Here is a 13,893-nt window from a genome sequence, read left to right on the forward strand (position 1 = left end):
TTACTCCTATATAAGATAGTTATATTTATATATCCAATCATAATTGCTGATTGGATTTTTAATATTTTCTTGTATTGAATCTAATAAATTTTTTAAATTTTCATATCCGTAAAAAGAGTGTTGATATCTTGAAAGAGGGATATTGACAGCATTTTGGCAAAATATACCGGCATCAACCCCAAACGCTAATTCTATATCGTTAAAAAAATTTATATTTTCATTTAAATATGGATGTGAAACGTTATAAATATAGGTTTCAGGGGATATTTTAGACAATTCATTAATGTATTCTTTTTCATGAAGTTTTGGAGAATTTCTCAAAAAAACTGCTTTAACATTTCCTCCTAATTTTGTTAAAGCCAGTGCCAATTCCAAAGGATTGCCGTAAACACTGCTTCCAACAGCAATATTTTTATTTTTTATAAATTTGTTTTTACTTATTAAATTTTCATTATTTTTCTCTTTTATATTAATTTTTTTATTTGTTATTTCTTCAATTTTAGAATATTGTTTTTTTATTTCCAAAATATCGTAACTTACCGGTGCGAATATATAAGGAATATCTAACTCATTATACATTTTTTTTGCTAAAAGTAAGCCTAAAGGATGAATCACGATATTTAATGAAGCAGAAGATAATTTATACAAATCATGGACATTTTTAAGTGTAGGAATTTGATAGATATTTTCATAACCCAACTTTTTAAGAAAAACCAATAATTCTGAATCTTCTTTCAATGGTATAAAAGTTCCTAAAATATTAACACTGTTTTTATTTATTTCTGTTTTTTTATCTTTTAAAATATCAATTAAAGATTGATATGCCAATTCAAAAGGGGAAGGTTTTAATCCTATCGTTAAAGGTGCCATTACTGTATATATTATTTCAATATTTAATTTTTTTTTCATATTTTCAACTACATCTGTATAATCGCTTTCTAATAAATAATCGCAACATGTTCCCGCCAATATAAGTATTTCTGGCTTTTCTTTTTTTGAAATTTTTAAAATAGCTTCTTCCACTTTTGAAAAATGTTTTCCCATTATAATATCTATTTCGTCAATATTCAGCATATAAAAACGCCCGTAAAAGTTTCTTGCATGGGACATAAAAGAGGAGTGTCTAAGACAGGCCAAAGGTCCCACCATCAGGCAAATACTGTTAGGCAAAAGTAAAGTGGTTTCAACCACTCCCCATCCTGCAAGATTCGGACCCATGGACTCCAGGGGTGCAAAAGGAAAATTTTTTTCATTTAATTCAGAAATTTTAACTCTTGTCTGTTCAATAAGCATCTAAAATCCTTTTTGCAATTGAATAAAAATTTTTACTTATTTGAGCATTTTTGTCATATTCTATTACAGTTTTTCCTAAAAGTTCCGCCTTATTAATAGATTCATCCCTTGGTAAAACTCCCAATATATCAACATTCATTTCTTTTGCAAAATTTTGTACTTTTTCCAATTCATTAGGTATATTTCTTAAATTGACAATAATTCCCAATAAAGATGCATATCCTTTGTTTTTAAAATTTCTAACAGCTTTTATAATATTTTCTGCCGCAAAAAGAGACAGTTTTTCTCCGGATGTCACTACAATTACTTTTTCGGCATATCCTTTTCTCATTGGAACCGCAAAACCGCCGCATACAACGTCTCCCAAAACATCATAAAAAACAACTTCGGGTTTATATATTTCATAAGCATTCAATTCTTTTAAAAGTTCGAGTGCCGTTACAATACCTCTGCCCGCGCATCCTTGGCCGGGTGTTGGACCGCCAACTTCAAAAGTCACAGTATTTGCAAAACCTGTTTTTACTATTTCTTCGATTGATTTTGGCATACCATTTTCTTCAATATAACTAAGTATTGTTTTAGGAGGCACTCCTCCTAAAAGATTTATTGTAGAATCTGCTTTTGGATCGCAGCCTATTTGTATGACCCTTTTCCCCATTGTTGCAATAGCAGCGGATAAATTGGATGTAATTGTTGATTTTCCAATACCGCCTTTACCATATATTGCTATTTTTTTCATTGGTATTCCTTTATTTTTAATGAATTCCCTTTAGTTCTTGAAATTTTAATACCCGCTTTTGTAATTACATTTGTAGCTTCATTTATATCTACATAACGTTTTTTAGGTGCACATTGAAATTCAAATTCAATTTTTTTATTTTTACTTTCGAAAGAAGGGTTGCAATTTGGCATCAAAACGTTACATCCACCTTTAGTAAAACATAAAAATTGCCCATTTTCAGGATTAAGTGTTGCAACTGTATTTGCGGCTGCAATATGCGTGTTTTTAGTTACAATTCTTGTTAATGCAAAAACTCTCAACATAAGATTAAAATTTCCGGAAGAAAACTTTTTTAAAGGTGTTTGCGGATGCGGAATAAAAGGACCTATATTTATCATATCGGGTTGAAAATCCTGAAAAAACAGGATATCGTCTGCCAAATCATTGAAAGTTTGTTTTGGTAAACCCACAATATTGCCAGCTCCTACCTGGAAACCTGTTTTTCTTAAAAATTCTAACGCTTTTATTCTGTCTTTTAATTTTCTGCCGGGTCTCATTTTTTCATATAATTTTTCATTCATTGTTTCATGTTTCATTAAATACCTATCGGCTCCGGCATCTTTGAATGCTTTATAATCATCAAAAGACAACTCTCCCAAGCTCAATGTAATGGCTACATCATATTTTTTTTGATTTGTCGGATAATGCTGCAGATTTTTTCTCTTGTAAAAAAAGGGTCTTCCCCTGATTGTAAAACTATGGTTTTTATCCCTTTTTGGGCAATTTCACCGGCTATTTTAATTATAGTTTCTTCATCCATCCTAAAACGTTTCATTTCTTTATTACTTTTTCTTAAACCGCAATATAAACAATCACTGATACAATAATTGGAAAAATGTATAACTCCCCTTATATGAGCTTCATTACCACAGTGTTTATTTCTGATTTCTGTTGCTCTTTCAAAAATTTTATTATCGTTTTTTATTAACGATAGAATAATTTCAGTTTTATTTAACATCATTTTTCAACTTTTTTCTTTCATTTTCAAACATCATTAAAGCAGCGGGGAAAGGGCTCAAAGTTCTCTTAATAACTCCCTGTAAAAAAGAAATCGCCATACCATAATTTGTAATAGGAACGTTAACTTCTTTTGCCATTTGTATGCGTGAAAGCATTCCTCTTCTATTTAATACACATCCGCCGCAATGGATAATAAGTTTATAATCCGATACATTATCAGGGTAATCTTTTCCGGCATAAACATCAATTTGCAAATCCCCCCCTACATACTGTTTAAGCCATCTTGGAATTTTAACCCTTCCTATGTCATCCTCCAAAGCATGATGAGTGCATGCTTCAGCTATTAAAACTTTATCTCCCGGCTTAAGAGCATCTATATGTGCGGTGCCCCTGGCTTGTTCCAGTAAATCTCCTTTATAACGGGAGAAAAGTATCGAAAAGGTTGTCGCTTTTATATCTTTTGGAATATCCGCAACCATTTTTAATACCCCCTGTGAGTCACATACTACAATATCGGGTTTTTGATTTAAAATAGACATTGCATATGAAAGTTCTCTTTCTTTAACAATCAGTGCCATGGAATCGTTATCCAAAGTGTCTCTTATAGTTTGAACCTGGGGAAGTATCAATCTGCCTTTAGGAGCTTCTAAATCAATAGGAACAACCAAAACAGCCAATCCCCCTGAGGGGATTAAATCACCTATTAACGCCGGCGGTTGTAAAAAATCAGATGGGCAAATATCAATAATGTGTTTTTTTAAAGCATTAATATATTTTTCTTTATTATCACTGTCTAAACTTGAAACTTTAATAATGTTTTTTCCAAAAATTGATTCAAGTTTATTTATAAATTCATCCGAAGGCTTTTGTAAATCGATTTTATTAATAACAGCAATTAAAGGAATTTTTTTTCTTTTATTATCTGAATTATATTTTCTTCATAATCAGTCCATTTATCAGGCTCTAAAATTAATAAACAAATATCAGTTTTTTTAAGAACATTTAAAGTTTTTTCTATTCTTAAGTTTCCCAAAACTGAATTATCATCAAATCCAGCTGTATCTAAAAAAACAACCGGTCCTATTGGCAATAATTCCATTGTTTTTTCGACAATATCTGTTGTAGTTCCGGCAACAGGGGAAACAATCGAAATATTTTGTCCTGTAATCATATTTAAAAAAGACGATTTTCCGACATTTGTTCTTCCAAAAACACCGATATGTAATCTTAAACCTTTAGGTGTTGATATCATTAAACAGCTCCTTTAATTTATTCTTATCATATCCAAGAGAATTAAGATTTTCAGGAAAAAATAATTCAAGAATTTTTTCGCCAAATCTATTTTTTAAAAATTCTTTTATATTCGTTATGTTTTTATTTTGTATTTCTTTTACAATTTTTAATGTTTTCTCATAACCTATCAAAGGGAGTAAAACGGTTAAAATTGAAAAGCTTTCTTCAAAATATTTATTACATATTTTTTCATTTGCTTTAATTTCTTTAATATGTTCTTTCAAGTTTACAGTTATATTCAAAAGCAGTTTTAAAGATTCTATAAAACTAAATGCTATTAAAGGCATAAATTCAACAATTTGAAAAGATGACAAAGAAACACAGTCTCTTATTACATTAAAATCGGATTTAACTTTTATTGCTGTTTGTATTGCAGATTCAAGTATTACGGGATTTATTTTGCCAGGCATTATAGAAGAACCGGCTTGAACTGGCTTTAATTTTATTTCTTTTAAAAAATTCATAAGACGGATATCATTAGAAATTTTAAATAAATTTGAAGAATAAGCATCAAGAATACCTACAACTTCCACAATATCATCTGCAAAAGCGGTTACACTTACAGGATTTTCAGCACGGGAAATATTTAATCCAGTTAAATCTCTTAAAATTTCAATAACCAAAAAAATATATTCCCTAGGGGCGGTTAAACCCGTTCCTATTGCAGTAGAACCAATATTTAAGACCCTTATTCTCTCTTTGCATTTCCATATTCTCCATCTGTCTCTGGATATAGCTTCGGCAAAAGCCGAAAATTCCCTGCCGAGAGTAAAAGGGACTGCTTCTTGAAGTTCTGTCCTCCCGATTTTTAAAATGGAAGCAAATTCTTTTTCTTTTTTTTGTAGAATATTTTGAAAATCTGCTATAACTTCGCTTAATTTTTCCAATAAAAAAAGCGCCGCTATTTTTAATGCGCTTGGATATGTGTCATTGGTTGATTGATGAAGATTTACATGTTCAAGCGGATGTATCGGATAATGTTTACCTTTTGGATATCCTAATATTTCATTTGCCCTGTTAGCTATCACTTCATTTATATTCATATTTGTTGATGTGCCAGCGCCACCTTGCAATGCGTCCACTATAAAATCTTCCTGAAATTTTCCATCGATTATTTCGTCACAGGCATTACATATTGCATTAGCATATTCTTTGCTGAGATAATTTAATTTAGCATTTGTTGTTGCACAGGCTTTTTTAACCAATGCATATGCTTTAATCAACTCATTTGGCACTTTATATCCGGATATTTGAAAATTATTATAGGCTCTTGCGGTATTTATACCGTAATATCTATCAGATGGAATCTTTACTACACCTAAACTGTCTTTTTCTTCTCTAAACAACTAAGTAACCTCCGTGATTTTACTTGAAATAAAAAGAGCTGAACAGCTCTTTTTATTGTTTTATAGAGTTGATTTGAACTAAATCGTCTTCAACCCATTTAGGGGAATGATGTTCGGCGGCATCAAAAGGCATATAACCGCTGTCCAGTCTCCACATTGCTTTAAAATCTTCCATATTTATTATTGAAAGAGGCAAATGAACAAACGTTACAAGGGCTGTAGTTATTATAGAACCCCAAACATGGAAATAAAAGAAATAAAGCATAAGTTCTTTGCCAAGCCCTTGTTTTGCAAAATAAAGCGCCCATCCTGTTACTATCAATCCGAAAATCATAAATATAAAAATTAAATAAGCGACTTTTTGTCCAGCATTATATTTTCCTTGTGGAGCAGTTTTTTCAGGACCGAAAGGAATACCGAACATTCTGGGATATCCGCCTAAATTTTTAAACCATGCAAATGTGTCTTTATCCCATTGTAATAAATTTTTCATTATAATATAAAACCTGTCCGGTGCTATTAAAATAAAAGAAATAAAATTCAAAGTAAAAACAATTGCCGTCCAGATGTGAACTTCCATTAAAAACTTAGCACTTTCACCTGATGCCCATTTAAAATATACAGCCATTCCGGTAAAGGCCAATATATACCATGTAATTGCATTGATGTTATGAAACATTTTTTCATAAACAGGAAATCTCAATACCCTTTCATTTTCAGCAAGCATGTTTTCCTCCTTTTAAATTTAAGTTGGTTCTAACAACATATCCTTTTGTATGTAAAAGTTCTTCTGATATTTCACTCATCGGATGGTTCGCAAATTTTTTATAAAATTCCTGAACAGTAGGATTTTCGTGAGAAGCTGCCAATCCTTTTTGCTGTAATCTTATATCATCTTTATATAAACCTGTTTGCCTCATTTTTATATATTTATTCCTTTTTTTGAAAAGATCTGTAATTACATAACCTCCAACAGCGATAACCGATACTATAACCCCTGTAACTTTAAGAAAAGTTCTTCTGTCTATTAAAGTGGTGGCAGGTTTTTCTTCATATTGATAAGATAATTTTTCATTCATTTTATTCTCCTTTTTTATTTTAAGCATTTAATCTTAAAGGTAATAACGGGTCTATCCATGAAGTACCCATTGGATTAACAGGCTGTCCTCCTCCGTCAATACAACCTCCGGGACAATTCATTACTTCAATTATATGGTAAGGTGAAGTGCCTTTTATTACATCTTTAACAATTTTATCAAGATGATTTTTTATCCCGTTAACTACAGCGGCTTTTACCACAATTGTTTTTCCGGATTTAAGAGTAATAGGAATTTCTGCTTCTCTTAATCCGTCAGTATGTCCCCTTACTTCATAAAAATCCCATTTGGGCGGTTCTTTTCCAGAGAGAATATAATAAACTGTTCTAAGAGCAGCTTCCGTAACGCCTCCGCTGTTACCAAATATTGTGGCAGCTCCCGTGTAAATTTCCGTTTCCGTTTCATTTTCTTTTTCCGGTAACTCAAGAGGATTGATTCCTTTCATTTTAAGTAATGTGGCTAAATCCCTTGTTGTAAGCACTGCATCTGTATCAGGGAATGGAGGGGTGTCTTCTGGAATATAACCTTTTTCTTTTAAAAATTTCCAAGAAGAGTTGAATTCCGGTCTGCTTGCTTCAAATATTTTAGCGGTACACGGCATTATTCCGACAGTGTAAACGTTTCTCGGATCCACTTTCCAAATGTCTAAAGCAGCCCAAGTTTTTGCAGAAGGACCTGCCATTTGCATAGGGGATTTTGCACCGGATATGTGAGGGATTAGTTCTGGATAATATATTTCTGCATATCTAACCCAACCCGAACAGCAAGATGTAAAATGTGGTAAAGGATGATTTGCCATTTCATTTAATTTTTCGCTTCTTTCTCCTAACAGCCAGTATTTTACTTTTGCTATAAATTCGCTTCCTTCTTCCATAATTGTTTGATCGGCCGCTAAATTGTTTTCATAAATTTTAAAACCAGCTTTTTTTAATGCATTATGAAGTTTTCCAACTGTTAAAGTACCGGGAGGTGCTCCAAATTCTTCGGCTATTGCCACACGGACCGAAGGGGCTATTACCGCCACAACAGTTTTTTCTTTATTTTCCAGATTTTTCATTACCTCTTCTACAAAACTTAATTGTTCTATTGCACCGAATGGGCAGTTAATTAAACATTGACCACAAGCAATGCATTTCATTTCATCAATTGAGTGGGCAACACCAATAGCACCGTTTATCGCATCTGCTGGACATACATGTCTGCAGGTGTCGCAGCCTACACAGCTTTGAGAATTTATTTTAATAATACCTTTTAATTCTCCCGCTCTGTATGTACCGGTTGCTATATTTACATAATTTTTCTCTGTAGGAGAAAAAATTTTAACCTTGGCTGTTTTTTTCATTAAAAACTCCTTTCATAAAAATTTTTAAGATTAATTTTCGTTAAATTATAATATTAATTCTTAAAAATAACTTAAAATTTAATTTTTCTTATATAAATTTAGGACTAAATTAAATTTTAATAGATAAATTCATATATAAAATGTGATTACAGAATAAATTAATGACTTTTAATTAAGGATTTTTTATATTTTTTCATATGTAGAAAATTGTTTTTTATTTAAGAAGTTATAATATAAGATTATATTTAAAATATTAATAAAAATTATTATAAAAAAAATTAACAAATAAAATCAAAGCTAAAATAATCAATCTAAAAAATTTAGATTATTCTCAAAATTATGATTTATAAGTGTCTGTCACTTATTATACTAAAATTATTATTAATTGTAAATACTTTTTTCATTTATTCATTCTACATTATACATTTTAAATTTTTCATTATTTTGCCCGAGAGGGCGTTCACGTAGTGACTTTGGGCTCCGCCAAGTCACAGTGTGGGGATGGGAGCATCGGTTTAGGGGCGAGTCCATCTCGCCGCACACCCCGAAGCTACCGTCTCCCCTAAAAAAAAGGTTGTAGGGCCCCAAAATGTACGGGTAGCGCTCCTCCCAGGCATTAAAATTATAACAAAAACTTGAGCTTTTGTCAATCAAGATTTTTAAAGAGCACTTTATAAGCAATAAAGAAGTTATATTACAATTTTATCTTAATTTTACATTTTTTGCAAGCAGGACGCATTCTTTAATATAAGGATTTTGCGGAGTTAAAATAGAATTTTTGGTAAATTCCAAAAGAGCATTTTTCGTTTTATTTCCTATTGCAATCGGTAAAATATTTTCAAAATCATTGATTTTTGAAAAACATTTAACAGTGGAAGGCGAAGTAAAAATTACAATAGCCGGTTTTTTAATAAATTTATCAAGTTTAGCGCAAACAGTTTCATACACTATAATTTCTTTTAAAGAATTATCAGATTTATCAAAAATTTCTTTTATATTTGATATTATTTCTTTTGCCCTTAAAAAAAGAAATTTTTTATTTTTATATTTTTTATTTATTTCTTTTGCAAATTCATCCCCATAGGCATTAGATGAAACAAATTCAACAATTCCTCCTAATTTTTCTATTTCTTTTGCAGTTGCTTTTCCTATTGCCAGACTTGGAAAATTTTTCCATTTATCAGTTAATTTATTTATCGCCCTAACCCCGTTTTTAGAAGTAAAAATCAGATAATCAATTCCATCAAAAGAAATAGAAGAGGATAGAAAATTTATTTTTATAACAGGATAATTTATTACCCCTTCATATTTATCGTTATTTAATAAATAAATAGGTAACCTTAAATTTTTCACTTTTAACTTTTCATTTTTAATTTTTGATTTTACTCCCACTCAATTGTTGCAGGAGGTTTGCTTGAAATGTCATAAACCACTCTGTTGATACCGTCGACTTCATTGATAATTCTTGTTGAAACCTTTTCTAAAAATTCATGCGGCAAATGGGAAAAAGTTGCCGTCATACCGTCAGTTGAGCTGACACATCTTATTGCAACCGCATTGTCATATGTCCTGTTATCTCCCATTACCCCAACGCTTTTTACATTAAGAAGTACCGCAAAGGCCTGCCAAACTTCATTATAAAGCCCCCACGCTTTAAGCTCTTGAATTAAAATGTAATCAGCTTCTCTTAAAATATCTAAATCTTTTTCATTAACTTCACCCATTATTCTAATAGCAAGTCCCGGTCCTGGAAACGGATGACGGTATACCAAGTCTTTAGGCAGCCCAAGCTCTAACCCTAATTTTCTGACTTCATCTTTAAAAAGCTCTCTTAAGGGTTCAATAAGTTCAAATTTCATCCACTCGGGAAGTCCTCCTACATTATGATGTGATTTTATTGTTTTTGACGGCCCTTTTACAGAAACAGATTCAATTACATCAGGATACAGAGTCCCCTGCGCTAAAAATTTTGCGTCTTTATGTTTTTTGGCCGCTTCCTCAAAAACCTCAATAAAAGTATGCCCTATAATTTTTCTTTTTTCTTCCGGGTCAGTTACACCTTTTAACCTTCCTAAAAACTTTTCCCTTGCATCAACAGTAATTAAAGGCACGTGTAATACATTTTTAAAAGCATGTTCAACTTCTTCTCTCTCATTTTTTCTAAGCAGACCTGTGTCCACAAAAATAGGAATTAATTTATCTTTAATGGCTTCATGTAAAAGTGCCGCTGTAACCGAACTGTCAACTCCACCGCTTAATGCACATATTACTTTGTTTTCCCCTACCTGTTCTTTAATTTTTTTGATTTGTTCTTTTGCAAAATGAGCCATATCCCATTTACTTGTTACAGAGCAGACTTCTTTTGCAAAATTTTTTAAAATTTTACTTCCTTCATCTGAATGGGCTACTTCCGGGTGAAACTGAATTGCATAAATTTCTTTTTCTTCATTTACAATTGCAGCATATGGAGCATTTGAGGTATGAGCTATTCTTTTAAATCCGTTAGGCAGTTTTTCAACCCTGTCTGAATGGCTCATCCAGACAACTGTGGGATTGCTGACATCTTTAAAAAGTTTATGAGGTTCATCTATAAACAGCTCTGCTTTACCATATTCGTGATGGTGAGCTCTTACTACCTCACCACCGAAATCAACGGTAATTAGCTGCATTCCATAACAAATTCCAAGAATCGGCAAACCTAAATCATATATTTCTTTATCTACTCTGTAAGCGTCTTTATCATAAACACTTGCGGGCCCGCCACTGAAAATTATTCCTTTTGGCTTTTTTTCTTTTGCTACTTTTAATCCGTCAAAATAAGGCACTATTTCGCTGTATATTCCGACTTCCCTTAATCTTCTGGCTATTAACTGGGTATATTGACTTCCAAAATCAAGTATTAGTATTTCTACTTGCATTTATATCCTTTTTAATGAAATTGTAACAAAAAGAAAGGGAAAATTAATACCAGTGAAGAATTTCGAACTGAACATACCAGATGGCACAGCTTAGGAGATATCCGATTAATACGGCCCAACCATATTTTATATGTGTATTAAATGTATAAATCCCTCTCATTCTACCCATAACTCCAACACCGGCGGCACTTCCAAAACTGATTAAGCTTCCACCGATCCCGGCTGTCATTGTAACAAGCATCCACTGGGCTGCATCCATTGGAGGGTCGGCTTTTAAGATAGCCGCCATTACAGGAACGTTATCTATAATAGAACTTATAAATCCAACACCGATATTTCCCCATGTTGGGCCTATTATTTCATAAAGTTTGGTAACATAAAAAAGCCATCCAAGAAAATACAGCGCGCCTACCGCCGAAAGAATACCGAAAAAGAAAAGCAGTGTATCATGTTCTATTTTGGTCATATTAACAAACACATCTATTTTTTCTTTATATTTCCTTTTATGATAAAAACTGTAAATTTCCAATAATGCCAAACCGAACATCATTCCCCACATTGCCGGAAAATGCATCACTATGTGGCCAAATACCGCAATGGCAATGGTAAGAGCGCCTAAAAATATAATAACTTTTCCACCGTTTTTTATTTCAGCTTTAGGGGTGGTCAAAGCATCAAAATGAGGCTTGCCTTTTGGTACAAAAAGACTTAAAAGCCAAGCACTTAAAAGCCATCCTATAAATACAGCCGGAAACAGTGCTAAAAAATCTATTATTTCGCCTTTTCCTGCAGTCCAAGCCATAAGTGTCGTAATATCCCCGAAAGGAGACCATGCACCCCCGGCATTTGCAGCCACCACTATATTTATGGCACCTGGAACCAAAAAATTGATATTATGTTTATCTATAGTAATCAGTACTGTTGAAAGAATAAGCGCTGTAGTTAAATTATCGGCAAAAGGGCTTATCCAAAATGAAAGTGTTCCCGTTATCCAAAATATTTTTTTATAAGTATAGCCTCTTGAAATCAAACGGTATTTCAAAGCGTCAAACACACCTCTTTCTATCAGGCTTTCTATATATGTCATGGCAACCATTAAGAAAAAGAAAATCTCCGCTATTTCTTCAATCAGATGTTTAAGCTCTTCGTGCAGCGGTGAAGGGTCAAGATGGTTTAACCAAAAATATGTACCTATAAGCAAAAAAGAAAAAGTACCTATAAAAAGTGCCGGTTTTGATTTATTTATTTCAAATTTTTCTTCTGTTGCAATAAAATAATATCCAACAACAAAAATAGCCAAAACAGCTATTCCTACCCATGTATGAGTGTAATTTACAATTTCTTCATGCATTTTAATCCTTTCTGTAATGAGCCCCGAGAGACTCTTTTCTTTTAATAGCCGCTTTTATTATTTCCCTTGCCGTTAGAAATCTCAACTTTGTAAGCCGCCCGAGCTTATCAATATGTTTTTCAACGAAATCCAACGCCTCACTTAAACCGTTTTTTGTTCTAATTATACCAACATTTTTCCACATTATTTCCCTTAACATATTTTTATATTTTTTATCATTTTCTTTAAATAATATTTCATCATTTATATCGAATATTCTTTCATCAGTTTTAAATCTGTTTTTTAATATATCCCTTGCGGCTTTTCTGCCGAATACAAAACATTCAAGCGTAGAATTGCTTGCAAGCCTGTTAGCACCGTGAACTCCCGTATTTGCCACTTCCCCGGCAGCATAAAGGTTTTTAAAATTTTTTATTTTAGCATTCACATCAACCACAATTCCACCCATAAAATAATGAAATGCAGGAGAAATAGGAATTTTTTCAAAAGGCACCTTTATATCATAATCCCTCAGTTTGTTAAAAATTGTAGGAAAACGGTTTTTAAAATATTCCTCCTCAAACATACTTACGTCCAAAAACACTTTATGGCCTTTTTGCTGATGCATAAAAATAGCTCTGCTTACAATATCTCTGCTTGCAAGCTCCCCTCTTTCATCATATTCAAATAAAAATCTCTCTCCTTTTTCATCAACAACATAAGCACCTTCTCCTCTTAAAGCTTCGGTTAAAAGAAGTTTTTGAGAAAATTTACTTTCTATGAAAACAGTAGGATGAAACTGTGTAAATTCCATATCGTTTATTTCCATTCCCTTTTCTATTGCAATTCCCTGAATATCCCCCGAAATAGTTCTTGCGTTTGTGTCATATTTATATAAAGCGCCTATTCCCCCGCTTGCAAGTATTATATTATTTGCATAAACATTATATTTTTTATTGTTTTTAAGCAGACTCACACCGTAACAGACACCACCTTCTATTAATAAATCAAAAACTACTGCATTATCTAATAAATAACTTTTGTCTTTTTTTATTAAAAACCTGTGAAGTTCCCTTCCTGTAGCGTCTCCTCCGGCATGATAAACCCTCGGGACTGAATGTGCCGCTTCTCTTGTAACACCTTCGAATTTAAAGCCGTAATTTTTTAAATCCTCTTTTAATTTAAGAGACGAACGCGATAAAATTTCAACCATTTCTTTATTGTTGTGAAAACTCCCCGCCCTAATAGTATCTTCTATATGAGCAGGCACATCCTCTTTATCAAGAGCCATTGTAACTCCGCCTTGTGCATAGAAACTGTTTGCATCCCACACTTCTTTTTTTGTAATTATTAAAGTTGACAAATCAGAATAGTCATTTATATATTTTGCTGCCCAAAGTCCGGCGATTCCGCTTCCTATTATAACTACGTCAAATTTCATTTTATCTCCATAGTATTGTTTATTTCTATAATTTTAAGTTCACTTGAATTAATTTCTTTGGTTATATTTTGTTCTTTACCTGGCCAAACAGG

The 13,893-nt window shown here is 32.3% G+C and carries 12 protein-coding genes and 1 pseudogene; all 13 read right to left on the reverse strand.

Annotated features, from left to right (window positions below; translation table 11 throughout):
* Positions 1 to 6: 6 nt before the first annotated feature.
* Positions 7 to 1,293, reverse strand: coding sequence for a nitrogenase component 1 (locus DZ68_RS0100380; RefSeq protein ID WP_024786730.1), 1,287 nt, complete (start codon positions 1,291 to 1,293; stop codon positions 7 to 9).
* A complete protein-coding gene (locus DZ68_RS0100385) occupies positions 1,283 to 2,032 on the reverse strand; it encodes an AAA family ATPase (RefSeq protein ID WP_024786731.1) in 750 nt (249 codons plus the stop codon). The genes DZ68_RS0100380 and DZ68_RS0100385 overlap by 11 nt, the downstream gene beginning before the upstream one ends.
* On the reverse strand, positions 2,029 to 2,679 hold the full coding sequence (locus DZ68_RS10380) for a radical SAM protein (protein ID WP_369792400.1): 651 nt from the start codon (positions 2,677 to 2,679) through the stop codon (positions 2,029 to 2,031). Before DZ68_RS10380 ends, DZ68_RS0100385 begins: the two co-directional genes overlap by 4 nt.
* A gap of 8 nt (positions 2,680 to 2,687) precedes the next feature.
* The gene (locus DZ68_RS10805) at positions 2,688 to 3,035 is read right to left on the reverse strand and encodes a 4Fe-4S cluster-binding domain-containing protein (RefSeq protein ID WP_051428145.1); all 348 of its coding nucleotides are present in this window, start codon (positions 3,033 to 3,035) and stop codon (positions 2,688 to 2,690) included.
* Positions 3,022 to 4,286 (reverse strand): annotated as a pseudogene (hydF, locus tag DZ68_RS09795) ([FeFe] hydrogenase H-cluster maturation GTPase HydF). Before hydF ends, DZ68_RS10805 begins: the two are co-directional and overlap by 14 nt.
* Positions 4,270 to 5,673, reverse strand: a complete 1,404-nt coding sequence (locus DZ68_RS0100400; RefSeq protein ID WP_024786734.1) for an aspartate ammonia-lyase — start codon at positions 5,671 to 5,673, stop codon at positions 4,270 to 4,272. Before DZ68_RS0100400 ends, hydF begins: the two are co-directional and overlap by 17 nt.
* Before the next feature lie 52 nt (positions 5,674 to 5,725).
* Positions 5,726 to 6,400 carry a cytochrome b/b6 domain-containing protein gene (locus tag DZ68_RS0100405; protein WP_024786735.1) on the reverse strand — a complete coding sequence of 225 codons (675 nt, stop codon included), beginning with the start codon at positions 6,398 to 6,400 and terminating at the stop codon, positions 5,726 to 5,728.
* The gene (locus DZ68_RS0100410) at positions 6,390 to 6,752 is read right to left on the reverse strand and encodes an iron hydrogenase small subunit (protein WP_024786736.1); all 363 of its coding nucleotides are present in this window, start codon (positions 6,750 to 6,752) and stop codon (positions 6,390 to 6,392) included. The genes DZ68_RS0100405 and DZ68_RS0100410 overlap by 11 nt, the downstream gene beginning before the upstream one ends.
* A gap of 19 nt (positions 6,753 to 6,771) precedes the next feature.
* Positions 6,772 to 8,112, reverse strand: a complete 1,341-nt coding sequence (locus DZ68_RS0100415; protein WP_024786737.1) for a [Fe-Fe] hydrogenase large subunit C-terminal domain-containing protein — start codon at positions 8,110 to 8,112, stop codon at positions 6,772 to 6,774.
* A gap of 702 nt (positions 8,113 to 8,814) precedes the next feature.
* Positions 8,815 to 9,465: a uroporphyrinogen-III synthase gene (locus tag DZ68_RS0100420; RefSeq protein WP_024790478.1), complete on the reverse strand. Its 651-nt coding sequence runs from the start codon at positions 9,463 to 9,465 to the stop codon at positions 8,815 to 8,817.
* A gap of 29 nt (positions 9,466 to 9,494) precedes the next feature.
* Positions 9,495 to 11,030, reverse strand: a complete 1,536-nt coding sequence (gene guaA, locus DZ68_RS0100425) for a glutamine-hydrolyzing GMP synthase (RefSeq protein ID WP_024786739.1) — start codon at positions 11,028 to 11,030, stop codon at positions 9,495 to 9,497.
* A gap of 43 nt (positions 11,031 to 11,073) precedes the next feature.
* Positions 11,074 to 12,381 (reverse strand): sodium:proton antiporter NhaD, encoded by a 1,308-nt coding sequence (gene nhaD, locus DZ68_RS0100430; RefSeq protein ID WP_024786740.1) that lies wholly within the window; start codon positions 12,379 to 12,381, stop codon positions 11,074 to 11,076.
* Position 12,382: 1 nt separating this feature from the next.
* Positions 12,383 to 13,801, reverse strand: a complete 1,419-nt coding sequence (nadB, locus tag DZ68_RS0100435) for an L-aspartate oxidase (protein WP_024786741.1) — start codon at positions 13,799 to 13,801, stop codon at positions 12,383 to 12,385.
* Between the last annotated feature and the right edge of the window lie 92 nt (positions 13,802 to 13,893).

This window comes from Lebetimonas sp. JS085, assembly GCF_000523295.1.
Classification (GTDB): domain Bacteria; phylum Campylobacterota; class Campylobacteria; order Campylobacterales; family Nautiliaceae; genus Lebetimonas.

Coding starts and splice junctions, on each gene's coding strand:
- DZ68_RS0100410 (WP_024786736.1), bottom strand. CDS start 6,752: ATGAATGAAAAATTATCTTATCAATATGAAGAAAAACCTGCCACCACT.
- DZ68_RS0100415 (WP_024786737.1), bottom strand. CDS start 8,112: ATGAAAAAAACAGCCAAGGTTAAAATTTTTTCTCCTACAGAGAAAAAT.
- DZ68_RS0100380 (WP_024786730.1), bottom strand. CDS start 1,293: ATGCTTATTGAACAGACAAGAGTTAAAATTTCTGAATTAAATGAAAAA.
- guaA (WP_024786739.1), bottom strand. CDS start 11,030: ATGCAAGTAGAAATACTAATACTTGATTTTGGAAGTCAATATACCCAG.
- nadB (WP_024786741.1), bottom strand. CDS start 13,801: ATGAAATTTGACGTAGTTATAATAGGAAGCGGAATCGCCGGACTTTGG.
- DZ68_RS10805 (WP_051428145.1), bottom strand. CDS start 3,035: ATGATGTTAAATAAAACTGAAATTATTCTATCGTTAATAAAAAACGAT.
- DZ68_RS0100385 (WP_024786731.1), bottom strand. CDS start 2,032: ATGAAAAAAATAGCAATATATGGTAAAGGCGGTATTGGAAAATCAACA.
- DZ68_RS0100405 (WP_024786735.1), bottom strand. CDS start 6,400: ATGCTTGCTGAAAATGAAAGGGTATTGAGATTTCCTGTTTATGAAAAA.
- nhaD (WP_024786740.1), bottom strand. CDS start 12,381: ATGCATGAAGAAATTGTAAATTACACTCATACATGGGTAGGAATAGCT.